We start from the raw sequence: 23,018 nt of genomic DNA on the forward strand, positions 1-23,018 counted from the left end.
CTATCGGGTCAGCGGCTGGTTGAAGCTCCGCTCGCGTTCCATCACGACCTCCCAGGTCCGTTCACACTCGCAGGAGACCTGCTCGAACACCGAGGGGTCCTGGCGCAGATCGAAGTCCTTGATCGCCTTCTGGACGAGGTCGTCACACTCTTGGCAGTTGTGTGGGCCCCGGTCGGAGCCGTGGCCGACCGGGTCCGAGACGACGATGGCGTCGACGTCAACGGTCTCGCGGAGGACGTGGGCGACCGACCAGAGCCACGGCGGCCGGTAGCCGTCCTCGAAGTAGAGGTCGTCGACCATCGTGTACCGCTGGACGTTACAGGGGTTCATTGAGACGGTGTGACAGCCCTCGACGGCGGCACAACGCTCGACCGAGGCGATCATGTCCGTGACCGCCTCGGACTCGGTGAGGAAGGGCGGCTTCATCAGCAGGTAGGCCTTGATCCCTGCGGCGGCCTCGCTCGCCTCGGTGTCGGCCGCGGCGGCCTCGGCACAGGCGTCCTCGAAGTCCGCGAAGTCGAAGTACTTGTTCACGCAGTCGTGGCGGACGCGGTCGGTCGCGGTCTCGAGCCCGATCGCGACGTCGGTGTCGACGCCGTGACGGGTGAAGTCGGCGATCTTCTCGCGGTCGACGAAATCCGGCAGCGACTCGACGACCATCCGTTCGCGGTCGGCGAACGTATCGGCGATCGCCTGTCGGGTTTCGGCCCCGACCTCACGCTCGTCGAGGAAGGAGCCGGAGGTGTAGATCTTGATGAGGTCGGCGGGCTCGTCGGCCTCGTCGGCCTCGTGGTCGAGACAGATGTCGATCTGGTCCATCAGTGCCTCGTGAGAGACGCTGCCGCCGTCGACGCTCTCGGCGACGTAGCCACACATCGTACAGCCGCCGGCGCGGGCCCACCGACAGCCGCCGGTGTTCAGGATGATCGTCAGACTCTGCTTGACGCCGTCGGGAGTGTTGTCCTCGTCCACCCAGACACGGGTGGGCTCGTGGGGGTCGTAGCTGGCCTCCTTCCGGGAGCGGATCTCCCGCATGACCTGGTTGTGGGCGTCCATGCCCTTGCCCTGCTCGTAGACCTCGGGCGTGGGGTGACTCATTATCGGAGAAAGCGGCCCGGTGCCTAAAGCGCCTTCGTCTGGACCGTCGACAGGCACATGACAACGCCGTGCCCGGACCGAACAGTTACACCGTCGGTCTCACAACGAACGGACGATGCCCATCGGACCGACACAGGTCGCTCTCGGGGCGCTCGTTCTCGTCGCGATCGGGTTCACGTGGCGCTACGGGGGACGTGACCGCTGGCGGGCGCTCGTCGCCGACAGGTTCGTTTACGGCGTTCCGTGGGGAACGCTTCTCACCGTCGGAATCGTTGTCGCGTTCTACCTGTTTGCCCAGGGCGGGCTCCGACACTGGAGCGAGCCGCTGACCTACCCGTTCATTACCTGGTCGTATCTTTACCCGCTCGGCTGGCTTACCGCCGGTATCGCCCACGGCTCGCCCGAGCACCTGGTGGCGAACATGACCGGGACGCTCGCGTTCGCCCCGATCGCGGAGTACGCGTGGGGACACGACCCCACACGTCGAACTGCAACCGACGCGAACGGCGACGACACTGGGCTGTTGGGGCGGCCCTGGTTCCGTGCGGTCGTCGCGTTTCCGGCCGCGTTGCTCGCCGCCGCGTATCTGACGGCGTTCTTCTCGCTCGGACCCGGACTCGGCTTCTCCGGAGCGGTCTTCGCCATCGCCGGCTTTGCCCTCGTCACGTACCCGCTCGCTACTATCGTCGCAGTACTTGCATCCAGCGGGCTCCAGTTGCTGTACGACGCCCTGACACAGCCGGTGGTTCGCGAGGCCGTTGAACGAGGACCCCCAGCGCCGCCCGAGTGGGCCGGGATCGGCTTTCAGGCCCACCTGCTGGGATTCCTGGTCGGGGTGCTCCTCGGTATCGCTCTCCTGCGGCGTCGGTCCCGTCGCCCAACCCCCGCACGTCTCGTCCTCGCGACGGCTCTGTTCGGACTCGTCCAGTCGCTCTGGCTGCTCGTCTTGCCCGCCGCCGAGGACGTGTTCACCCTCTATCGGGGTGCCGGCGTCGTGCTCGTCTTCTCGCTCGCGATCGGCACCACCGTCGCCGTCACGGGTAGCGATCGCCCGCTCCCGCGGGTGGTGCCGATCGAGCGGGCGACCCGGCGTCGACTCGCCGGCGCGTGGCTCGCCGTCCTCGTGCTCGCCGTTCTGGTCGGTACCGTGGGGCTTCTCGTGGGCGACCAGCCGGTACTCTTCGGGCTGGGAGTGGTGCTGCTGGTCGCGACGCTGCTCGCGCTGCCGGCGCTGCCGTCGGTCGTTCCCGACCGGATGCTCTCGAGTCCGCTCTCCCGGCGCCAGACGGCGATCGCCTGTCTGGGCGTGCTGACGCTGCTGGTCGCCGTGCCGAGCATCCCGTTCGGTCTGACGGTCGTCGACGACGCCGTTCCGGGAACCGGCGAGGTCGAGGTCGAGGGGTACGCCGTGACCTACGAGCAAAACGTGACGGTTGGCCAGGACTCGGTCGTCGACGTCGACACGAACGAGTCCGAAACCCGGCGGGACGGGGTGGTCCTCGTCAACGCCGATCGCGAGATTTCGACCGTCTCCGTCCGATCCGATCTGCTCGAGTACGCCGGCGAGGGCAGCGTCGACGTCGGCGGGTTCGGCTGGCGCGAAACGGTCGACGTCGAGCGAACCGGCTGGGAGGTCGTCGGAAACGAGACGGCCTACGCCGTCGACCTCGAGATCGACGACGAGACGACACGGTCGTTCGCCTCCGACCCGGTTCGAGCCCACGCAACGGTCGACGAGCAGACGTTCCACGTCGTGCCCGACGAGGAGACGTTCCTGCTCCGCGTCACCGAGGACGGTGCCGACGTCGGCGAAACGGCGATTCCGTCGGCCAACGAGACGGCGACGGTTGGCGATCTCCAGGTCTCGACCGAGGAACTCGACGGGGTCGAACGGGTGGTCGTCGAAACCGACGAAACGGAAGTACAGATCGCCACGCAGGAACGGTACGCGGCCGAGACAGCGGCGGAAGAACTGGACGAAATCGAGGAGCCGTAACCCGTCGAACGGTGTCGTCTAGGGCCCGCGGCGGGAGCGCTGACGACCCGGTGCCGACCGAGAGGATCAGAGCCGCATCTCTCTGGTTTCGACGGCATCGCAGGACGAACAGACGAACCGATACTCCACCCAATCGCCGCTCGTCGAGACGTTCCAGCCGCTGTCGTCGCGGTAGCCGCAGTGCCGACATCGCAGCTCCGAGTCGTCGAACTTCTTCCGCAGCCGTTCGAACGGTGACTGGTGTGGTGACATATGATACCATTTATCGCGGTATGCTATAACATTCATTACGATTTCGCTGATAGATCCGCGGCTTCGACGGCATGGTTCTTAGGGATCGCCTCCGTACGGGAGAGCATGGATAGTGTCAGCGGGACGCACGAGCCCGGGAACGGGACGGCCGTCCTCGAGCGGTTCGTCGATCCGGTGGTGGCTGTGACCGACGGGGTGATTACGTTCGCGAACGGAGCCGCCCGGACCGAGTTCGGGTTTCCGGCGGAGTCACTTCCCCGGGAGCCGGAGTCGGTCCTCGGTGCCTACTGGAGCCGAATCGAGGACGCACTGACCGAGACGACGGTCGGGACGGCTCGGCACGTCTCTCTCGAAACCGCGGCGTACGACGCCCGCGTTCACCGGGGGGCGGAGGGGGCGACGATCGTGTTCGAACCGCCCGAGGATCAGGATCCGCCCGCGAGCGATCGGTCGGTCAAGGATCGAGCGATCAACGAGGCCCCGGTGGGGATCACGATCTCCGATCCGAGCCGCGAGGACAACCCGCTGGTCTACATCAACGAGGCCTACGAGGAAATCACGGGCTACGACTACGAGGACGTCGTCGGCCGCAACTGTCGGCTCCTGCAGGGCGAGGACTCCGATCCCGACGCGGTCGCGGAGATGCGGGCGGGAATCGAGGAGGAACGTCCGGTCACCGTCGAGATCGTCAACTACCGCAAGGACGACACCCGGTTCTGGAACGAGGTGACGATCGCGCCGGTCCGTAACGACGCAGGCGAACTGACCCATTACGTCGGCTTCCAGAACGACGTTACCGCCCGCAAGGAGGCCGAGCTCGAACTCGAACGTCGAACCGAAGAGCTCGAGTACATCCTCGAGCGGATCGAGGGACTGATCCAGGACGTCACCGACGTCGTCGCGGGCTCGACCTCTCGCCGGGAGCTCGAGGCTGTGGTCTGTGAGCGCATCGTTACGGAGGAGGCCTACGAGGGCGCCTGGATCGGCGAACGAGATCCGGCGACCGAGCGCATCGAGGTCCGTGAACGGGCGGGCGTCTCCCTCGATGCGTCCTCGATCGACGACGACCACCCGGCCGCGGTGGCCCTCGAGAGCCACGCCGTCGCCGTCGACGGTGACGGCGAGACGACCCGCGCCTCGTTCCCCTTGCGGTACAACGGGATCGATTACGGCGTGTTGACGGTCCGGACCGACTGCGGCCGGACCATCGACGACCGGGAGTCGGTGATTCTCTCGGCGCTCGCCCGAACGATCGCGAGCGGTGTCAACGCCCGCGAAACCAGTCGCACGCTCGCGACTGACGCCGTCGTCGCCGTCGACGTCGATCTCACCGATCCGGCGCTTGCGCCGGTTGCGCTGTCGGCGGCGACGGACGCCCGCTTCGAGTATCGGCGGTCGGTCCACCGAACCGGCGACGGAACGGCGTCGCTGTTCACGGTCGAGGGAACGACCGCCGAGGCGCTCCGGACGGCGGCGGCCGAGCTCCCGGCCGTTTCCCTCGAGGTGCTGGTCGAACACGAGGGAAGCTGTCTGGTCGAACTCCACGACGAGGACGATCCGGTCGGCTGGCTCTCGGACCGCGGTGTCCGGACCATCTCGATCGAGAGCGAGGACGGCAGCGCCCGCCTCTCGCTCGAGATTCCGCGGTCGGCGAACGTCCGCTCGGTCGTCGAAGCGATCGAAGACCGGTACGACGGGACCGACGTTGTCTCCTTTCACCAGCGCGAGGGCGAGGGCCGGTCCCGACAGGAGTTCGCCTCGCGGCTCGAGGAGTCGCTCACGGACCGTCAGTTCACCGCGTTACAGCGGGCGTATCTGGCGGGCTACTTCGAGTGGCCCCGTCCGACGACCGGCGAGGAGCTCGCCCGGACGATGGACGTCTCGCGGCCGACCTTCCACGAACACCTCCGGGGCGCGGAGGCGAAGCTCTGTCGGGCCTTCTTCGGCGACGACTAGCGCGAGCGGTCGTTATGGTCCGAATCGGCACATGCTGCACCGACGTTTATGCGGGTCGGCGTCGAGACGACTGCTATGTACGAGTTCGCAACCGCGGTTCCGCTCCAGCTCGGCGGCGTCGACTTCCTCTACTGGGCAGTCATCTTCATGGTTCTGGCGCTCGTCGCCGCCGCGGTCGGCGCCGGCGGCGTCGCGGGGGTCTCGATGGAGATCGCGCGGATCTTCGTGCTGATCTTCATCGTCCTCGCGGTGATCGCACTCCTGTTGTGAGGACGGCGCCGGCGATCGTCGCCGGTGACGAGGGAGACACAGAAGCGAGTGTCGGGCTACCGGTCGGTTCCGATCACAACCGGCTCGCGGATCTCGAGGGCGGTCTCGAACTCGTCCTCGCGGTCCGTTCGACGGCCGATACGCAGTAGTTGCTCCTCGTGGGCGCGCTCGACGGCCGAGAGATCGCGGTCGTCGATCCCCAACTCGTCGCCGAGCTCCGCCCAGTGGCCCGTCTCGACGGCGAACGCCTCGAGGTCGTCGTCCTCGTACAGCCGTTCGTACCGGCGACGGTAGCGCTCGCGCTCTTTCGCCAGCCGCTTCTGGACGATATCGACCAGATCGGGAAGCTGGGTGGGTGTGACGCTTGACTTCGCGGCGGCGAGCAACAGGATCTGTCCCTCGATTGGCTCCCCCGCCATCAGCCACCCGCGCGCATCGCCTTCTGGGCGAAGTCCTCGACCAGGCCGTCGAGCGCGTCGGGGTCGCCCTCGAAGACGACCGTCACCTCGGTCAGCGTCAACGACGGGCCGACGCCGACGGTCTCGGAGGAGATCGTCGCCGTCCAGTCCTCGCCCGCAACGGTCTCCTCGTCGACCCGCTCTCCGCCGAGGTTCGTCAGGTATCGTCTCGCGAGTCGCTCGGAGATGCCCCGGAAGGAGCGTTCGACCCGCGTTCGTTCTGCCATACCTCCCGTTGGACCGCCGGGAAAATAAACCTCGTCGGTCAGACGGACAGGAGTCCGTCTCAGAGTAGCCCTCTGAGCAGGACGACCGAGACGACGCCGGTACACAGCGCAAGCAGGATGCTTTCGGTGCGCCACATCACGGCGACGACGAGGACACCGGCGCCCCACTCGGCGGGGCCGCCCGAGGCGAGCTCCGGTCCGAGGACGGCGATCACGATCGCGCCGGGCAACACCGAGAGGGCGGCCTCGAGGCGTTCGCTCGCCTCGATCCGGTTGAGCAGCCAGAGGCCGCCGGTCTTGGTGGCGTAGGTGACGACCGCCATCACGAGGATGACGCCGACGACGACTGGGTCGAGCGAGAGTGCGAGTGTGTCACCGATCATGGCGGATCACCTCCACGAGCGCGGCGGCGAACCCGCCAAGCAGGATGTACCACTGGCCCGGGAGCAGTTCCGCGGCGACGAGGGCGACGCCCAGCGAGGCCAGCCAGGGGACGAGCGTCGACTGCCCCTCCCAGAGCTCGGCTGCCAGCGCGAGGAACACGGCCGCGAGGACGAAGTCGAACCCGTACTGTGCGGGATCGCCGATCGCCTCGCCCGCGACGGCGCCGACGATCGTCGAACCGACCCAGAAGGTCCAGATCGCGATCCCGCTGCCCAGCAGGAAGGCGCCGCGTCCGTTGCCCGACCGGAAGTCCCGCATCGTCAGCGCCCAGTTCTCGTCGGCCATGAAAAACAGGCTGCCGTAGGCCTTCCCGGGCGAGAGCCGCTTGAACCAGGGCTGGAGCGCCGCGCCCATCAGCGAGTACCGCAGGTTGATCGCGAACGTCGTGATCACGATCGCCGCGATCGGGATCGGATCGGCCCACAGCTCGACGGCGACGATCTGGGAGGCGCCGGCGACGACGACGGCGCTCATCAGCGTCGCCTCCGCGACGCTCAACCCGACCTGGCTCGCCAGCACGCCGAAGGCCACGCCGTAGCCGCCGACGCCGACGGCGACGGGCAGACAGGTCAGCAGCCCCTCGCGGATCCCCTCTCGACCGAAGGTCACCGGTTCGGTGCCGTCGGTCTGGCCGGTCGCTCCCTCGGGATCTTCGACGGCGTCGCCATCGCTGTCGCCGTCGCTCACGTTCGTCTCTGACTCGATCTCCATCACCATCGGAGACTCCGGGAACGATCTATAAGTCCCTCTCGAAACCGGTCCCGATCATCGCGTCGCTCAACCGCCCGCGACCGGCGGGAACACCGACAGCGTGTCGCCGTCCTCGAGGATCGTGTCGGGGCCCTCCATGTGGACGACGTCGCGACCGTTTTTCAGCACGCTCAGCTGGGCTCGGATCGCTCCGTCCTCGAGCAGCTGGTCCTCGAGGTCGTCGTACTCGGCCTCGAGTTCGCCCAGGACGTCCCCGACCGTCGCGCCGTCTTCGAACGAGGACGTCAGCTCCTTCTGCCCGACCGCCTCGCGAAAGGTGGCGAAGAACCGTAGATCGAGTTCCATACCGCATGGTTGGAGGCCGACACCATAAGTCCGGCTCTCAGGCCGACGCCGTCGGCGAGGACCGGTAGGTGACCGAGTCGACGCCCGCGTCGGTCAACGCCGCGTCGATCGCCTCGGCGCCGCGCTCGCCCGCTTCGTCGGCGTCGTCGGCCTCGACGGTGACGACGACGTCGAACTCGACCGCGATCGTGTACGGGTCGAACGGCGCGGTCGGATGCTCGCGGACCGCCGCATCCTCGATCGCCCAGTCGACGAGGACGTCCTCGGCCGCGAGCGATTCGAACGTTTCCTCGAGTTTCGCGACCGCGTCCTCGCGGGCGGTCGTATCGCTTCCTCCGTGTAGTGTCACGAGCGTCGTTCCCTCGCGCGAGACGGCGAACTCCATACCCGTTCTAGCAAGTCACGGGATTTGAACGCTTGGGATGCGTTCGCGTACCGATCACGACCCTCACGGTGGCGACACCGTTCGTACCAGCGGTCGACCGTGCTGATAACGCCGGTTCGTGGGGAACGACCGGCGAGCACGGTCAGCTATCGGTCGAGGCGTTCGCTCGTCGATCAGCAACGCTTCGATCCGCGATCGCGAGAACGTGACGCGCCCTCAGAGATCCTGGAGACGGATCCCGTCCTCGACCAGCCGCACGTTTCGCTCCTGTTCTAGGTGCTCGCCGAGCTCGTCGTGTTCGTACAGCTGGGCGACGACGTCGGCATACAGCGTCCGCCACGCGATCGCGTAGATCGGCGACTGTCCCCACGCCCGTAGCTCGGGCACCAGCTCGTCGTAGGTCTGGTAGCGTTCCTCGAAGCGGTCGACTGCCTCGAGGACGCGGCTCGCGGCCTCGCGTTCGTCCTCGGACTCCTCGAGAACGCGGTTGAGCTGTTGCTCCCAGCCACCGACGGCCTCTTGCATATCGGCCGCGGCGGCGTCGTCCTCTTCCGGCAGTCGGTCGAGCAGCGGTTCCGGCACGCCGAGTGAGATCTCGTCCATGGGCGCCCGTACGAACGGGACCGGTATGAAACCACTAGCCGGGACCGTCGTCCTCGGCGCGCCGAACGTTCTCCCTTCGATTCGATATCGCGGTATATGATTTACCGCTCCGAACCCTCGCTACCGGGCGTCCTCTCCAAGCATGAGAGGACGGCGATTCGAGCGTGGAACGCGGCGCTCGATTCCGATCGTCGACGAGCCGAGACTATCGACCGGGACCTCGCCCGCAGCGATCGTATACACGCCACGTCCCATCGCGGCGAGCAACGGACCTGCTTCGAGGATCCCCGGTTCGTGTGCCAGGACGCTCGGAACGACGAACATCTGCGTGCCGAGCGGGGTAGCAACGTTCCGCAGCGGATCTGACCCACCCATCGGAGATGGTATCGGGATCCAGCGGCTGACTCGGGGAGTATCCCTCTTCCGAGAACGGTTCTACATCCGCGTACTCCATCCGCGGTCGCCGCCCCGGTTCTCGATTCGTCGGCGCCCGCGTTCTCGAAGCTCCGAGCGTCGCCCCGGAGTTGTCTCTCCGTGATCGAAACCGGTGGGGCTGGATATCCCCTGAGGTACCGGTGGAGCAGGTTTCGGGTGACGAGTCGTGCTAGATGAGAGCCGGTCGGTCGATCCGCTCGATATATATCAGATACCACGATACCGAACTGCCACGATCCTGCTCTCACCGCGAGGACGGTGCTCGGGTCGCCATCGAAACCGGAAAAGTCCGCCGCCCATGCAGCCCGCACGTATATCCGTCTCCGTCGACAACGGGAAAGGTAACCTTGTCTCCGAACAGCCGCGCCCGCTGCGGTTTCGCGGCGGGTTCCGCGACGCCGGACGCCGACCGGTATGGACCGTCGTGGTCCGCGTCGGGTCGCGTCGTCTACCCACGAAACCGAAGCAGAGACCAGCCTCGAGGACGAATCGAACAGCAATGAGCGAGGCAGGACAGCACACTCCCGAACCGGCCCAGCTGCTTCTGGTCGAGGACAACCCGGGCGACGTCCGACTGACCCGAGAGGCGTTCAAGCAGGGTCGGATCGACAACGACCTCCATACTGTCTCGGACGGCAGCGATGCGCTGGATTTTCTCCGCCAGCGCGGCGAGTACGAGGACGCCCCGCGTCCCGATCTCGTCTTGCTCGATCTCAATCTCCCCCGCAAGGACGGCGAGGAAGTCCTCGCGGAACTCAAGGACGATCCGGAGCTGCAGTCGATCCCGGTGATCGTTCTGACGAGTTCCCGGGCCGAGGAGGATATCGCCAGATCCTACGAGCTACACGCGAACGCCTACCTGACGAAACCGGTCGACCCCGACGAGTTCATCGAGACGGTTCGGGCCTTCGAGAAGTTCTGGTTCTCCGTCGTTCGACTCCCGCCGGAGGATGACGACCAATGAGCGACTCTGTTTCCAGGGCGGGCGACGACACCGACGTCGGCGGGACGCTCGAGCTTCTGTTGATCGAGGACAACCCCGGTGACGCCCGGCTGATCCAGGAGATGCTCCGGGACGCGACCGAGCTCACTCAGCGGGTCAACCCAGACGAGTCGACGAATCAGGCACCGACGGTGATTCACGAGGACCGCCTCGAGGACGGCATCGAGACCCTGGAGTCCTCGCCACCGGACCTCGTCTTGCTCGATCTCAACCTCCCCGACAGCCGCGGGCTCGATACCCTCGAGTCGGTCTCGACGATCGCCAACGAGACGCCGATCGTCGTCTTCACCGGGGTCAGCGATCAGGAGGTCGGCGTTCAGGCGATTCAAAGCGGCGCCCAGGACTTCCTCGTCAAAGACGAGGTCACCGACGAGTTGCTGATTCGAACGATCCATCACGCGATCGAGCGGGCCCACCAGGAACGACAGCGCCGCCGCCAGCGCGAGCAGCTCGAGTCGCTCAACCGGCTCAACCGGATCGGTCACGACATCACCCACGCGGTGATCACGACCGAGACCCGCGCGGAGCTCGAACAGGAGGTCTGTGACCGACTCGTCGAGGACGACGGCTACCGATTCGCCTGGCTGGGCAGCGTCAACCCCGGCAGCGATCGGATCGAGCCGACGGCTGCGGCCGGCGCCGAAGACGGCTACCTCGACGAGATCGAGGTCACGGCCGATCCGGAGGACGAACGGGGGCAGGGACCGTCCGGAACGGCGATCCGGACCGGGGAGGTACAGGTGGCCGACGACACGCAGACCGACGAGACGTTTGGCCCCTGGAAAGAAGCTGCGAGCGATCGGGGGTACCGGTCGTCGATCGCGATCCCGATCGTCCACGAAGACCTCGTTTACGGCGTGTTGAACGTCTACTCGGAGTCGGTCCGTTCGTTCACGGACGCCGAGGCGACGATCCTCTCGCGGATCGGCGACGTCATCGCCCACGCGATCACCGCGATCGAACGCAAGGACGCGCTGGTCAGCGACGCCGTCATCGAACTCGAGTTCCGCATCGAGGAGATGGCCCCCGAACTCATCGCCCTCTCCACGGAGGAATCGTGTACGATCCGGTTCGACCAGATGATCCACGGCGACGAGACGCTGCTGGTCTATGGCTCCGCGACGGATCTCGATCAGGAGACGTTCCTCGAGACGATCGAGGAGACCGACGGGCTCGGCGACGCACGAGTTCTCTCGGCCCGAAAGGACTACTTCGAGTTCGAACTCGTCGCGCCGACCGCGGTCTCGCTGTTCGAAACGATCGCGACCCACGGCGGCCGCGTCGAGTCGGCGACGATCGAAGACGGCGAGTTCCGGTTCGTCGTCGAACTCCCCCGCGGCCGAGACACTCGCCAGATGATCGAACTGCTCAAGGAGCACCGTTCGGACGTCACCTACCTCGCACAGCGGACCACCGAACGGAGCGAACGCTCGGAGTCGGGCTCGGAGTCCGTCCTCGAGAGCGATCTCACGGAAAAACAGCGGGCCGCCCTCGAGACGGCCTACTTCGCGGGCTACTTCGACTGGCCCCGCGAGAGCACGGGCGAGGAGATCGCCGACCGCCTCGGAATCTCGCCGGCGACCTTCAACCAGCACCTGCGGACCTCCGAGCGGAAGTTCTTCGATTCTGTGCTTGGCGAGTAATCGGTCGATGGCCGGGCCGATCCCCCGCAGCCGAACACCTTCGTGACTTCTCCCACGACTAAAGTCGTGGGCTTCTTCGTGTAATGCAACGGGGACAGTTATGCGGATCGAACCCTCATGGGAAGGTGAGTGTTACCATGAGAGCCCGTTACGGGGGTAAACACCGACGATGACCGGGACCGAACAGGCGTTCGGAGAGACGACGGCGCTGCTGGAGGCAGTTTGGCATTCGATGACGTCGGAGGCCTTTCCCGACCGAAGCGTCCGCGATACGCTTCTGGTTGCGTTCGTGTACGCGGCGGTGTTCCTGTCGCTTCCGTTCGCGATCGGGGCCGACCTGGCTAACCTGCTGGCTCACTGGTAACGAATCCTCGATCCGCCCCCACCGTCGTGAGCGTGGCTAGTTCGCTTCCAGGCCGACCGCCTCGGCGAGCAGTTCGTGCGAGCGGCACACGTCGTCGTGGTCCGCGATGAGGTTCTGGACGATTACGTCGTCGACGCCGACCCGATCGGTGAGCTGTTCGAGCAGATCCTGCATCGTCTCCGGACTCCCCGAGATCGATCGGGGCCACTCCCCCTCCGGAAGCGGGGACGGCGTCGGCTCGGGGACGCCGCCGAGCTCGTCGATCGCTTCCTCGACAGGTGGCATAGAGCCGACGACCCCCTGCTGCATCCGCTTGTAGGACGCCTCGGCGGTCGCCCGCAGTCGCGCCGCCTTCTCGTCGGTCTCGGCACAGACCGCGTTCACCGCGAGCATCCCCGACGGCTCGTCGGGGCCGGCGCCGAACGCGGAGGACTCGAAACTGTCCCGGTAGGTCTCGAAGGCCTGCTCGGCGAGCTGGGGCCTGATGAACGCGGCGAAGCAGTACTGAAGTCCGAGCTTGCCGGCGATCTTCGCGCTCGAGGGGCTCGAGCCGAGCACCCACAGCTCGGGCGCGTCCTCGGCCGAACGCGGGAGCCGGATATCGGCGTAGGGGTGGTCCTCCTCGAACCCGTCGTAGAGATGGCTCGCGGCGGCCTCGATCTTCTCGGCGTGGTCCTTGTCGGGGTTGCGCTTGCGCCGTTCGGTACCGAGCGCCCGGTCGACGGCGGGCATTCCCGTCGCCCGACCCAGGCCGAGATCGACCCGACCGGGCGCCAGCGCGTCGAGCGAGCTGAACGTCTCGGCGACCTTGAACGGACTGTAGTGGTTCAACAGGACGGTTCCGGAGCCGACCCGGATCTCGTCAGTCTTCGCGGCGAGGTGGGCGATCAACACCTCGGGCGTTGTGCTGGCAATCGAGTCGGCCAGCCCGTGGTGTTCGGCCATCCAGTACCGGGAGTAGCCCAGCTCCTCGGCGAGGCGGGCGAGCTCCGTACTGTGTTCGTAGGCCTCGGTCGCACTCTCCCCGTCCCGTACCGGCGCGAGATCGACGATCGAGAGATTCACGACGGACGGTCGGGGCCGCGGGCTGAATAACCGTTCGGTCGGCGGCGAAACGCCCTCGATCGGTGGCGCTTCCGTGACGTCACTCGAGTTGCTCGGCCCGTCCTCGTAGCCGCTCGAGGACGTCGGGACGACCCCGACAGGCGAGCTCGACGGTTTCGCCCTCGTAGTCGACCGACTCGACGGTCGTTCGGTCGTGGGCCGTCGAGACCAGCGACATCGCCGCGTCGGTGTTCGGAAGGGTAAGCGTCGCCCGCTCCTCCGGGAACCGCTCCCGGATCGCGTCGCGGACGTCCTCGACGTTGGTCCCCGCGAGGACGCTCGCGAGGATCGGCGTCGCCGCGTCCTCGGGGACGAGATCGCTCGCCGTCGAGTACCGTCGTCGGCGCTCGGCGTCGGACAGCGCGTCGGCCTTGTTCACCACCGGGACGATCCGCTCGGCGTCGACGCCCTGGGCCGCGAGGACGTCGAGCGATACCGAGAGCCGGTTCCGGAACCGCTCTAGGTCGTCGCTCGCGTCGGCGACGAGGACGACGACGTCGGCCGCGGCCGCCTCCGACAGCGTCGAGCTAAACGACTCGACTAGCTCGTGGGGGAGCTCGTCGACGAACCCGACCGTGTCGGTGACGAGGGCGGGACGCCCGTCGAGAGTCGCCCGCCGGGTCGTCGTCTCGAGGGTCTCGAACAGTCGGTCCTCGATCGCCGCCGTCGCGTCCCCGTCGTCCGCGGGGGCGTCCTCGTCGCGGTCCTCGAGGGACATGTCGTCGGCCAGCCGGTGTAGCAGCGTCGATTTCCCGGCGTTCGTATACCCCGCCAGTGTGACAAGGTCGAACCCTTCCTCGCGGCGACGCTCTCGGAACTGCTCGGCCGGGTCGGGCAGCTCCTCGAGTTTGGTCTCGAGACGGTCGATCCGCTCCTCGACGTCGTAGATTCGGGACCCCTTCTCGGTCTGCTGGTTCAACATCCCCTCGTCGGCCGCAGCGATCACCCGCGGCAGGTCGTACTGCAGGCGTGCGAGCTCGACCTGGAGCTGGGCGCGCCGGGTGCCCGCCTGGCTCTCGAAGAGCTCGAGGACGAGCCGGTAGCGATCGACGACGACCGTCTCCGCGGGCATCCGTCGCTCGATGGTGTGGTGCTGGTCGGGTGTGAGCCCGTCGTCGACGACGACGCGATCGGCTTCGCGGTCCGCGACGACGGTCGCGAGCTCGTCGAGCTTGCCGCTGCCGAGGTAGGTTCCGGAGTCGTTCGGCCCGACCTGGGTGACGGTCGCGACGACGTCGTCCCCGTTGGCCCGGGCGAGTGACTCGATCTCGTCGGTCTCGACGGGTGCGTTCGGGGCTCGCTTCGCGACGACTGCGCGTGCGGTCTGGCTGGGTGCTGAGCGTGACATGGGTTTCGGTATCGAGGATGGTTCGGTGTCCGACGAGCCGGGCGTTTCGCTACTCGGCTCCGGGTGTGCGATACGGTGACGTAGTGGGTGGGAGCGCAGGACGCTGTTTCTCGACGGTCGAAAGAATCGGTCCGAACGCCTTACTCCGCGAACAGCTCGTCGACGGCCTCACGCGCGGCGAGGGCCGCATCGTCGGCGACCTGCTCGGGGTCGGCGTCGTCCTCGGGAGCGTTCAGATAGACGTCAACTTCGAGGACGCCGTCCTCGAAGCTGACCGTGACGTCACAGTCGCGGACGTCGGACTGTTTGTACCGGGAGAAGATCAGCCCCTCCGCCGCGTCGGAGGCGGTCTGGACGATCTCCTCGTCGGTCGGCTCCTCGCTTGGCATCTACGCGCCGCCGGCACCGGGGCCGCCCGGACCGGCCGGACCGCCGCCCATACCGCCGCCAGCGCCGCCGAGCATCTCCTCGAGCTCGTCCTGAAGCTCCTCGAACTGCTCCTGGACGCGCTCTTCCTGTTTCTCGAGGGTCTCGAGTCGGATCTCGAGGGAGTCGACCTTCTCCTCGAGGTCGTCCTCGGCCGTGTCGTAGTCGGTCTCGACGAACAGCTCGCCGACGTTGCGGTACATCGTCGTCTCCTCGTCGATGTTGTCGAGCTCGTCGAGGGCGCTCTCGGCTTCCTCGAGGTTCGTCTCGGCCTGCTGTTTCTGGACGGCGACTTCCTGGGCGGTCTCCTGAAGGCCCTGGAGCTGTTCGATTTTCTCCTGTGCTTCCGGCGGCAGGTTTCCTTGCATGTCTCGACCGTCGCCCTCCGGACTGATAAACCCCATCTTTGTTTCCCGTCGGAGCCGACTCCGCCGGATCGCGGGCACAGCCCTCCCGGCGATCCGTGACTGTGGCTGAAGCTGCAACCTCGACGCCTATCCGTTCTGCACCCCTCCCTCCGGTAATGCGACGCCGCGACGTCCTCGCAGCCGGCGGGCTCTCGCTGTCGCTCGCGGGCTGTCTCGACGTCCTCGAGCGCGAGGACGCCTGGCGCGAGCTCGTCGTCGATCCGCCCGGCGGCGTCTACGTCCCGCCGAAAGTCGACGAGATGCTCCCGCTGGGCGACGCGACCGTCGACGGCCTTGCAGTCTCGCTGGCGGCGACGCGGCCCCACTCGTTCTGGACGGTCGCGGGCGAGGAGCGGACGCGCGCGGACGTCCGGGAGCACCACGACGTTCACCTGATGGCGACGGTTGCCGACGCCGAGACCGGGCTCCCCGTTCCGACGTCGGTCGAGACGACGGTCCGAGGCCCCGAGGAGCGAATCGACGGGCGCGCCCTGTGGCCGATGCTCTCCCAGCGGATGGGGTTTCACTACGGCGACAACGTTCCGCTGGGCGGGGACGGCCCCCGTACCGTGACGGTCAAGATCGACCCGGCGGACGTCGAGGCGACCGGTGGACTCGCCGATCGACTCGAAACCGCCCGGACCGTCGACGTCGAGTTCGAGTACGCGGCCGAGGAGATCGAGTCGCTCGAGCGGCGACTGATCGACGAGGACGAGGGGCGAGGCGAGGCCGGGGCGGTCGAGCCGATGGCCCACGACCACGGATCGGAGAGCGGCCACGACCACGAGTCGGGGAACGGCCACGGCCAACACGAGAACCACGACGACCACGGAGACGCTCGAGAACCGATCCTCGAGGACGCCGTCGACGCGTGGCTCGGCACCGCCCGCAGCGGGGATCTCGAGTTCGGCATCGGCCTCGACGACTCGGACGGCGACGAGATCGCCGTGGTCGTGAGCGTGCACACTCGGCACAACGAGTTCCCGGTTCCGTTCGCGGGACTGTCGGTCGCCCCGGTTCGGGACGGGTCGCCCGGGGAGACGACGGCGCTCACGGAGCGACTCGACGCCGAACTGGGTCACCACTACGGCGCCGTCCTCGAGCGCGAGCGGCTCGAGGCGACGGCGGAGCTGGCAGTGGTCCTCGACGCGACGCCACAGCTCTCACGTCACGAGGGGTACGAGACGGCGTTTTTCGACCGCGAACCCGCGACGCTGGCGATCGACCTCGAGTAGCGAGCCGAGCAAAGCGCGCTCTCTCAGTCGCTCCGGGCCGTGTGGCCGTCGGCGAACCGGAGCACGAGGAGTCCGACGGCGAGCATGAGCACGCTCACCGCGAGCCAGTGGGGGTTCCAGGCTTCCGTGCCGTGGACGACGTTGTGAAGATCGAGGACGTAGTGGCTGACGACGCCGTCGAAGACGTTGAACGCGCCCGCGCCGACGACGATCGCACCGACGAGGTACGTCGTCGAGAGCCGGACGTCGGTGCCGTTGACGAGCCGCCAGGTGAGGCCGAGCCCGACGCCCATAACCCCGAGCATGGCAAACAGGAACAGCCCGTCGAACATGACGTTCGTGCGCATCCCGTCGAGGCTGTACGGATCGTAGATTCCCGACAGCAGGTGGTGAGTCTGCAGGGTGAGATGGAAGATCACGACGTCGATAACCGCACCGAACCCGAACCCGGTCGTTCCGCCCGCGAGCAGGACGCGCCGCGAGCTCGCGGCTCCGGAAGCAGTCGTCATACGGAACCCTCGACGAGCGCGGGCAAAAGCGACCTGCCGACGACTGCTACGTCCCTGACGACGCGTGCGCCCGGTCGCCGACGTCAGCGACCCGCTCGGCGACCTCGATCAGCGAGAACCAGGTGTTCAGCGCCGCGCGGAGCGCAACGGGATCCGCGGCCTCGATCTCGATACGGACGAGGGCGTCCTCGCGATCGATCGTCGTCGCCGAGCGCTCGTCGTCGATCTCGCCGATCTCGCGGGCGACCGATTCGGCGACGATGCGGGCCCGAGCCGGCTCGTCGTACTCGAACTCGAGGGTCGCGCCGTGGGCGGACACGGTGCGCTATCGGACGTCGACTTCCTTGACGTCGCGGCTGCGTTCCTTCAGGAGGACGCGGTGACCGCAGTAGGGACACCGTACGCCGCCGTACTCGTCGAGCTGGACGTCGCGTTTACAGCGGGAACACTTGTAGCTCATGCGTAGGGAGTGAGAGAGCGTTATTCGTCCTCGGCCAGCGCAGCGCGGATCGAGCGCTGGACGGTGCGACCTGCGGGGGTCTCCGGCCGGTAGGCACCGCCCGTGAAGACCTCGCCGGTCTCTTCGTTCTTCCAGATACCGGTGCCGACGCGGGTGACGCTGTCCCCGTCGACCTCGGCGTTTTCCATGTCGTCTTCGATCTCGCTGACGCGGCGTCGAGCGACGCGACCGTAGCGTGCGCCAAAACGGCCCGCGCTGCCGACTTCTTGATTACCCATAGTATCGCTACCTATCGCTACTGGATTCTTAAACCTGTTGAGTCACGGCTACTCGTTTGCGGCGCGTTCGGCGACGGGTCCGGCAAGCAGCTCCCGAAAGACGAGCGCGAGTGCGGCGAACGGGCCGGCCGAAACGAGCGGTGCGGCGAGCAACCACGTTCCGATTCCCGAGACCGCGATCAGCGTCTGGAACGCGACGCCACTTACCGCAAGCAGCGGGATCGCAGCCAGGATCGCGTCGGCTCGCTCGAGCATGGCTAATTATATCTAATTACACCCGGCCGGAAAAGGGACTGACAACCAGCAGCGTCTGTCGCTTCCATCGATTCCGGACAGTATTTGCCCGCTCGAGCGGTTCGTCTCCATTCGCTCGATCCGAACGGCAACGAAGCGGAATTTTCGGTCAGCGGTAGTCCGAAAGAACGACACTCAGGACCGACTGTAACCATGTATTACGGTTTCTGCCCGCGTTCGGTCGCGTATGCGGCGACGGCGATATCTCGCTGCCGGGGGAAGTCTGGCGGCAACGCTCACGGGCGGTGTGGCAGCGCTCGAATGGGGGGTCACGAGCCGGGTGGGAAGCGCCCTCGAGGACGACGGGCAGGTCGGCGTTCGGATCCTGGAGACGAACGCGCCGGTCGAGGGCGGGACGCTGCTCGAGGTGACCGTCGAACTCGAGAACGCCGGCACCGAGTCGGCGAGACCGACCGTCGAGAGCTTCGTCGACGGCGATCGTCACTCGGCAGTCACGACGACGGTCGACGCCAGCGATACCGCGACAGTCGATCTCGGCGGCTACCGAACCGCCCCGGTCGAAGCGGACGAGCGGATCTCCGTACGGGCCGAGACCGAGGACGACGCGGACGAGCGGGCGGTCGACGTGCTCGCGGTCCCGGAGCTCGATCCCGGAGGGATCGAGCCGGATCCGGAGATTGCGATTCGACCGGGGACGACGGTTCTCTTCGAGGTCGAATCCGACGCGCTCGGCGAGTACGGCGGCCGAACGCAGTGGTTCGTCGACGGCGAGTACGTCGGGTGGTCGATGGGGCCCTGGTACAGCGCGTACTACAGCCACCGAGGTGTAGACTACTGGCAGCAGACGTTCGAGTCGCCGGGCACTCGCGAGGTTACCGCAGCCGTCGGTGACGACGACGAGACGTCCCGGGCGACGTGGACGGTCGAGGTGACGGAGATCGGAACCGCAGCCCCGTCCCTCGATGAGCACCGACCGACCGAGGAGTCGCTTGAAGTGGTTCGCGGCGAACCGACGGAACTCGAACTGGACGTGAGCCAGCCGGACGGCGCCCTCGAGCGCGTCGTTTGGTGGCTCGGTCACTCGGACACTGTCCTGGACACGACCGACGTCAGCGGAACCGAAGACACGACGTCGATCGGCCTCGCGGGAGGCTGCTACGCCTGCCCGATCGTCGTCTGGGTGATCGGCGAGGACGGGGCCGTCGCGTCCGAGAATCCGTGGGTAATCGACGAGGTCGGCGACCCCGACGACACCCTGGACGTGACGATCACCGAGACGAACGACCCCATCGACGCGGGCGAGGTGCTCGAGGTGACTGCCGACGTCGAGAACGCGACCGCCGACGAGCGATCGGGGGAGGCGGACCTGATCGTCGGTCACGACCCGGAGCTGGTCGACAGTCAGTCGCTGACGGTCGACGGCGGAGGCACCGAGACGGTCGACCTGGAGTTCGAGACCGCCGTGGTTCGCCGAACCCAGACGTTCCCTGCACGGGTCGAAGTCGAGGACGTCGCCGACGAACGGACGGTCGAGGTGGTCGGAACCGAGGACGTCGCGCTCGACGTGACGATCGCCGAGACCAACGCGCCGGTCCGAACGGGGGAGTTCCTCGAGGTGGTCGCCGAACTCGAGAACGCCCACGATTCCGAACGTCACTCCGAGGTGCAACTCGTCGTCGGCCACGATCCGGACGTGGTCGAGACGAGGGTCGTCTCGGTGGAGCCGGGCGCGACAGAGACGATCACGATGGGGTACGAGACGGCCGTCGTCGAGCGAGAGCAGGAGTTCCCCGTGCGAGTCGAGACCGACGGCGACGCGGACGAAATCCCGGTGTTCGTCTACGTCGACGAGCCGCCCGTTCTCGTGAGCGTTTCCGAGACGAACGATCCGGTTGCCGCGGGCGAGTTCCTCGAGGTCACCGTGGAGCTCGAGAATACCGCGGATTCGGAAACGACGCGGGAGATCGACCTCGTCGTGGGCCACGACCCGCAGCTCGTCGATTCCCGCTCGGTGACGGTCGACGGCGGGGCGACCGAGACGATCACGCTGGGGTACGAAACCGCGCTCGTCCGGCGAACTCAGGAGTTCCCCATCCGCGTTGCGAGCGACGGCGACGCGGCCGTTCGCGACGTCGAGGTTATCGGAACGGACGACGCTGCCGTCGACGTGACGATCACGGGGAGCAACGATCCCGTCGACGCGGGCGAGGTGCTCGAGGTGACCGCTGACGTCGAGAACGAGGGCGAGGGCGCGGTCACGCAGGACCTCGAGTTCATCGTCGGCCACGATCCGACGGCCGTGGACACCGCGTCCGTGCGGATCGAGCCCGGGGAAACCGAAACGGTCGAGCTAGATTTCGAGACGGCACCCGTCGAGAACGACCAGGAGTTTCCGGTGCGCGTCGAGAGCTCCGTCACCGCGGACGAGCGAACGGTCCTCGTCCGCGGCGTCGCCGACGGGGAAGTCGAGATCGAGTTCGTCGATTGTACGGAGGCTGCGGTCGCCGGCAGCTTCGAGGACGGCGACGACCTAACTGCGGAGACGCTCTTCGTGGATTCGGCCGGCGTCGGGAACGCACACTGGGGGATCACGGTCGGCGACGATGTCGACGCGCCGTTTTCGGGGACGGTCCGCGTCCGGGTCGGCGAGGAGAACCGAGTCGTCGACCGAACCGACGACGAACTCGTCCTCGAGCTGGCGTCGGCCGGATTCGGTTCGACCATCGGCTCGATCATCGTCAACTGGTTCGATCCGGACGAACGTCGCGAATCCAACCCGCTCGACTGCATGGACGAGCGCCGACCCGATCGGCCGACGATCTCCCTCGAGGACGTCGAAGCCGTCACCGCCGACCGCTATGCCGTGACGTTCGGCTACGAGAACCCGAACGCCCTCGGGCTGGCGGGCGGGGCGTTCGTCGAGGGAACGACGCCGGACGAGCCGCCCACGCTCGAACCCGGGGAGGGCTCGTTTCGCGTCGAGTGGACACCGGAGACCGACGCGGAGCGTCTCGTCTGGGAGGTCGGCCTCGAGCGGTACCTCTACGACGAGTCGCTCCGGGCAGAGACGGAGCCCGCCGGGGAGTACCCCGCTCTCGAGCCGGCGACGTTTACGATACCGACGCTTGACGTGACCGACCCGGTTCCGGCTGGGGAGGTGCTCGAGGCGACGGCCGAGGTCGAAAACGTCGGCGACGAGGCCGGCGAGACCGTCGTCCAGCTGGATACGGACCTGCAGCAGGGTCTCGATACCCGGTCCGTTTCGCTCGCTCCGACTGAGTCCGAGTCCGTCACGCTGACGTACCGAACGGGACGGGAAGACGTCGGCGAACGAACCGTTACCGCGAGCATCGACGACGACAGCGCGTCGGTTCGGGTTACCGTAGCCGACCCCGAACCGGAGGAACCCGACGACGAGCCGCCGGACGAGGATCCTCCGGTCGACCCGCCCGAGGAGGGACCGGACGAAGCCCCTGCGGAGGACGCTCCGGACGACCAGCCGGCGGAGTCGGCGGCAGAGGAAGCCGAACAGGACCCCGACGATCGACCGCCGGCAGAATCGTCCGAGGAGGGGGCCTGAAGACTGATCTCCTCTCACGCCTGCAGTCGCGGGATTTCGCGCTGCATCCGCCATTCCTTCCAGTCTCCGCGAGGCGTCGCTCCTACTGGAACTCCGCGTCGGTCAGCACGTCGTTGAGGTCGTCGCGGATCCGTTCGCCCAGCTCCCGGTTCGGCGCGGTCGTGACGACCCGGTTCTCTTGAACGCTCGAGCCGTCCCGGATGAGCATCCGCACGTTACCCCCGTCGTCGGCGCGGGTCACCTTCGCTCGCAGCCCCGACTGCGAGCCCTTCCCGCCCGCGTCGATCGGCCCCGGAATGACCTTCTTGACGTGAGGGTGGCCCGCGACGGTCTGGATCGCCCGCATCCCGGTGCGGCCGCCGATTAGCGTCGAGTGGCTGCCGCCGATCTTCTCGGCGGGCGGGGTCTCGACGACCTCGAGCGCACGATTCCCGCGCCGTTCGAGGACGTCAGCGACGGGATCCTCGTCGTCGACTCGGTAGAAGGAGTGGTGGACGTCGCGTCTGACCGCGCGAACGACGTCTCGCTCGCCGCTGGCGTAGACCTCGTCGGGACGCTTGCGTCGGATCTCGTCGGCCAGCAGCCCCGCGAAGTTCCGCAGCTCGACGACCTCGTTCTCGCCGTCCTCCGGCGTGGTGGTGATCGTCGTCTCGGCGATCACGGGGTCGTCCGCGTCCTCGTCGGCCAGCATCGTCAGCGTCGCCCGCTCGCGACCCGCCTCTAGCACGATCGCCGCCGTGTTCTCCTCCCGACAGCGCAGACAGAAGTCGCCGGGTTTCTCGAGGGACGAGCCACAGTGGCGACACTCCATACCGCGTGGTTCGAGGGGCGCGTGTAAAACGGCCGTGTTTTCGCTCGCCCTACACGTCCGGGTCGTCGACGAGCTCGAGTCCGCGGCGGTCGGCGACGGTCCGCAAGATCGACTGCGCCTCCTCGTCGGTGACGTCGTCGACGAGACAGTCGACGAACCCGGCGAGGAGCTCGGGTTTGACCCGGAGGTCGACGTACTCGACCTGCCCGCCGGCGACGATGACGTCGACGTCCCACTCGCCCGCTGCGGGATCGGTCATTCTCACGTCGGCCCACTCTCCCGTCGGCTCGTCCGGCGTCGTGAACACTTCGTTTGGCATATCAGACGGCTAGAACGCGTTCAGCGAGGATAACTCTCTCGCCCGGACGACCGTCGACCGGTCGTGACTAACCGTCGATCCGACGGCCGCGACCGC

At 67.1% G+C, this 23,018-nt stretch carries 29 protein-coding genes; 8 read left to right on the forward strand and 21 right to left on the reverse strand.

Annotation, left to right across the window (positions count from 1 at the left end; genetic code table 11):
- Positions 1-1,098 carry an archaeosine biosynthesis radical SAM protein RaSEA gene (locus tag NATOC_RS02325; protein WP_015319805.1) on the reverse strand — a complete coding sequence of 366 codons (1,098 nt, stop codon included), beginning with the start codon at positions 1,096-1,098 and terminating at the stop codon, positions 1-3.
- 115 nt (positions 1,099-1,213) lie between these two features.
- Between NATOC_RS02325 and NATOC_RS02330 the strand changes: the two genes are divergently transcribed.
- Entirely contained in the window at positions 1,214-3,094 is a 1,881-nt protein-coding gene (locus NATOC_RS02330) for a rhomboid family intramembrane serine protease (RefSeq protein WP_015319806.1), read from the forward strand.
- A 66-nt stretch (positions 3,095-3,160) separates the two neighbouring features.
- Here the strand turns inward: NATOC_RS02330 and NATOC_RS02335 are convergent, their stop codons facing one another.
- Positions 3,161-3,346 (reverse strand): HVO_0649 family zinc finger protein, encoded by a 186-nt coding sequence (locus NATOC_RS02335; protein ID WP_015319807.1) that lies wholly within the window; start codon positions 3,344-3,346, stop codon positions 3,161-3,163.
- 105 nt (positions 3,347-3,451) lie between these two features.
- Between NATOC_RS02335 and NATOC_RS02340 the strand changes: the two genes are divergently transcribed.
- Positions 3,452-5,302 carry a bacterio-opsin activator domain-containing protein gene (locus NATOC_RS02340; protein ID WP_015319808.1) on the forward strand — a complete coding sequence of 617 codons (1,851 nt, stop codon included), beginning with the start codon at positions 3,452-3,454 and terminating at the stop codon, positions 5,300-5,302.
- A gap of 75 nt (positions 5,303-5,377) precedes the next feature.
- Positions 5,378-5,572 carry a DUF1328 family protein gene (locus NATOC_RS02345; RefSeq protein WP_049888873.1) on the forward strand — a complete coding sequence of 65 codons (195 nt, stop codon included), beginning with the start codon at positions 5,378-5,380 and terminating at the stop codon, positions 5,570-5,572.
- Between the two features lie 56 nt (positions 5,573-5,628).
- On the opposite strand, the gene NATOC_RS02350 is transcribed toward NATOC_RS02345, so the two are convergent.
- The 8 genes from NATOC_RS02350 to NATOC_RS02385 all read right to left on the reverse strand — a co-directional run bounded on the left by NATOC_RS02350 (position 5,629) and on the right by NATOC_RS02385 (position 9,120).
- Positions 5,629-5,991, reverse strand: a complete 363-nt coding sequence (locus NATOC_RS02350) for a hypothetical protein (RefSeq protein ID WP_015319810.1) — start codon at positions 5,989-5,991, stop codon at positions 5,629-5,631.
- Complete coding sequence (locus NATOC_RS02355) at positions 5,991-6,257, reverse strand: hypothetical protein (RefSeq protein ID WP_015319811.1); 267 nt, start codon at positions 6,255-6,257, stop codon at positions 5,991-5,993. The genes NATOC_RS02350 and NATOC_RS02355 overlap by 1 nt, the downstream gene beginning before the upstream one ends.
- Before the next feature lie 59 nt (positions 6,258-6,316).
- Entirely contained in the window at positions 6,317-6,640 is a 324-nt protein-coding gene (locus NATOC_RS02360) for an AzlD family protein (protein ID WP_015319812.1), read from the reverse strand.
- Positions 6,630-7,412, reverse strand: coding sequence for an AzlC family ABC transporter permease (locus tag NATOC_RS02365; protein WP_015319813.1), 783 nt, complete (start codon positions 7,410-7,412; stop codon positions 6,630-6,632). Before NATOC_RS02365 ends, NATOC_RS02360 begins: the two co-directional genes overlap by 11 nt.
- 66 nt (positions 7,413-7,478) lie before the next feature.
- A complete protein-coding gene (locus NATOC_RS02370; protein WP_015319814.1) occupies positions 7,479-7,757 on the reverse strand; it encodes a ubiquitin-like small modifier protein 1 in 279 nt (92 codons plus the stop codon).
- Positions 7,758-7,794: 37 nt separating this feature from the next.
- A complete protein-coding gene (locus NATOC_RS02375) occupies positions 7,795-8,142 on the reverse strand; it encodes a hypothetical protein (protein WP_015319815.1) in 348 nt (115 codons plus the stop codon).
- Positions 8,143-8,358: 216 nt separating this feature from the next.
- Positions 8,359-8,745, reverse strand: coding sequence for a hypothetical protein (locus NATOC_RS02380; protein WP_015319816.1), 387 nt, complete (start codon positions 8,743-8,745; stop codon positions 8,359-8,361).
- 120 nt (positions 8,746-8,865) lie between these two features.
- Positions 8,866-9,120: a hypothetical protein gene (locus NATOC_RS02385; RefSeq protein ID WP_015319817.1), complete on the reverse strand. Its 255-nt coding sequence runs from the start codon at positions 9,118-9,120 to the stop codon at positions 8,866-8,868.
- A gap of 559 nt (positions 9,121-9,679) precedes the next feature.
- Between NATOC_RS02385 and NATOC_RS02390 the strand changes: the two genes are divergently transcribed.
- From NATOC_RS02390 to NATOC_RS02400, 3 genes are all read left to right on the forward strand, one after another.
- A complete protein-coding gene (locus NATOC_RS02390) occupies positions 9,680-10,144 on the forward strand; it encodes a response regulator (RefSeq protein WP_015319818.1) in 465 nt (154 codons plus the stop codon).
- A complete protein-coding gene (locus tag NATOC_RS02395; protein WP_015319819.1) occupies positions 10,141-11,826 on the forward strand; it encodes a bacterio-opsin activator domain-containing protein in 1,686 nt (561 codons plus the stop codon). The genes NATOC_RS02390 and NATOC_RS02395 overlap by 4 nt, the downstream gene beginning before the upstream one ends.
- A gap of 169 nt (positions 11,827-11,995) precedes the next feature.
- Positions 11,996-12,190 (forward strand): hypothetical protein, encoded by a 195-nt coding sequence (locus tag NATOC_RS02400; protein WP_015319820.1) that lies wholly within the window; start codon positions 11,996-11,998, stop codon positions 12,188-12,190.
- A 36-nt stretch (positions 12,191-12,226) separates the two neighbouring features.
- Here the strand turns inward: NATOC_RS02400 and NATOC_RS02405 are convergent, their stop codons facing one another.
- From NATOC_RS02405 to NATOC_RS02420, 4 genes are all read right to left on the reverse strand, one after another.
- Positions 12,227-13,255, reverse strand: a complete 1,029-nt coding sequence (locus NATOC_RS02405; RefSeq protein WP_015319821.1) for an LLM class flavin-dependent oxidoreductase — start codon at positions 13,253-13,255, stop codon at positions 12,227-12,229.
- A 79-nt stretch (positions 13,256-13,334) separates the two neighbouring features.
- Positions 13,335-14,642: a GTPase HflX gene (hflX, locus tag NATOC_RS02410; protein WP_015319822.1), complete on the reverse strand. Its 1,308-nt coding sequence runs from the start codon at positions 14,640-14,642 to the stop codon at positions 13,335-13,337.
- Positions 14,643-14,782: 140 nt separating this feature from the next.
- Positions 14,783-15,031 carry a DUF3194 domain-containing protein gene (locus NATOC_RS02415; RefSeq protein WP_015319823.1) on the reverse strand — a complete coding sequence of 83 codons (249 nt, stop codon included), beginning with the start codon at positions 15,029-15,031 and terminating at the stop codon, positions 14,783-14,785.
- On the reverse strand, positions 15,032-15,436 hold the full coding sequence (locus tag NATOC_RS02420; RefSeq protein WP_015319824.1) for a prefoldin subunit beta: 405 nt from the start codon (positions 15,434-15,436) through the stop codon (positions 15,032-15,034).
- 155 nt (positions 15,437-15,591) lie between these two features.
- Between NATOC_RS02420 and NATOC_RS02425 the strand changes: the two genes are divergently transcribed.
- Positions 15,592-16,710, forward strand: a complete 1,119-nt coding sequence (locus NATOC_RS02425; RefSeq protein ID WP_015319825.1) for a DUF7350 domain-containing protein — start codon at positions 15,592-15,594, stop codon at positions 16,708-16,710.
- Positions 16,711-16,733: 23 nt separating this feature from the next.
- Here the strand turns inward: NATOC_RS02425 and NATOC_RS02430 are convergent, their stop codons facing one another.
- The 5 genes from NATOC_RS02430 to NATOC_RS02450 are packed head-to-tail and all read right to left on the reverse strand — an operon-like array spanning position 16,734 to position 18,212.
- Positions 16,734-17,219 carry a DUF2243 domain-containing protein gene (locus NATOC_RS02430; protein WP_015319826.1) on the reverse strand — a complete coding sequence of 162 codons (486 nt, stop codon included), beginning with the start codon at positions 17,217-17,219 and terminating at the stop codon, positions 16,734-16,736.
- Between the two features lie 46 nt (positions 17,220-17,265).
- Entirely contained in the window at positions 17,266-17,538 is a 273-nt protein-coding gene (locus NATOC_RS02435) for a KEOPS complex subunit Pcc1 (RefSeq protein ID WP_015319827.1), read from the reverse strand.
- A 6-nt stretch (positions 17,539-17,544) separates the two neighbouring features.
- The gene (locus tag NATOC_RS02440) at positions 17,545-17,679 is read right to left on the reverse strand and encodes a DNA-directed RNA polymerase subunit P (protein WP_005581305.1); all 135 of its coding nucleotides are present in this window, start codon (positions 17,677-17,679) and stop codon (positions 17,545-17,547) included.
- A gap of 20 nt (positions 17,680-17,699) precedes the next feature.
- Complete coding sequence (locus NATOC_RS02445; RefSeq protein ID WP_015319828.1) at positions 17,700-17,957, reverse strand: eL43 family ribosomal protein; 258 nt, start codon at positions 17,955-17,957, stop codon at positions 17,700-17,702.
- Between the two features lie 48 nt (positions 17,958-18,005).
- Positions 18,006-18,212 carry a hypothetical protein gene (locus NATOC_RS02450; RefSeq protein WP_015319829.1) on the reverse strand — a complete coding sequence of 69 codons (207 nt, stop codon included), beginning with the start codon at positions 18,210-18,212 and terminating at the stop codon, positions 18,006-18,008.
- Between the two features lie 226 nt (positions 18,213-18,438).
- On the opposite strand from NATOC_RS02450, the gene NATOC_RS02455 reads away from it, so the two are divergent.
- Complete coding sequence (locus tag NATOC_RS02455; RefSeq protein WP_015319830.1) at positions 18,439-21,792, forward strand: COG1470 family protein; 3,354 nt, start codon at positions 18,439-18,441, stop codon at positions 21,790-21,792.
- 82 nt (positions 21,793-21,874) lie between these two features.
- On the opposite strand, the gene NATOC_RS02460 is transcribed toward NATOC_RS02455, so the two are convergent.
- Positions 21,875-22,603: a DUF2103 domain-containing protein gene (locus NATOC_RS02460; RefSeq protein WP_015319831.1), complete on the reverse strand. Its 729-nt coding sequence runs from the start codon at positions 22,601-22,603 to the stop codon at positions 21,875-21,877.
- Positions 22,604-22,652: 49 nt separating this feature from the next.
- On the reverse strand, positions 22,653-22,922 hold the full coding sequence (locus NATOC_RS02465; protein WP_015319832.1) for a hypothetical protein: 270 nt from the start codon (positions 22,920-22,922) through the stop codon (positions 22,653-22,655).
- Positions 22,923-23,018 lie beyond the last annotated feature (96 nt).

The sequence above is a fragment of the Natronococcus occultus SP4 genome, from assembly GCF_000328685.1.
In the GTDB taxonomy this organism is placed as follows: Archaea; Halobacteriota; Halobacteria; order Halobacteriales; family Natrialbaceae; genus Natronococcus; species Natronococcus occultus.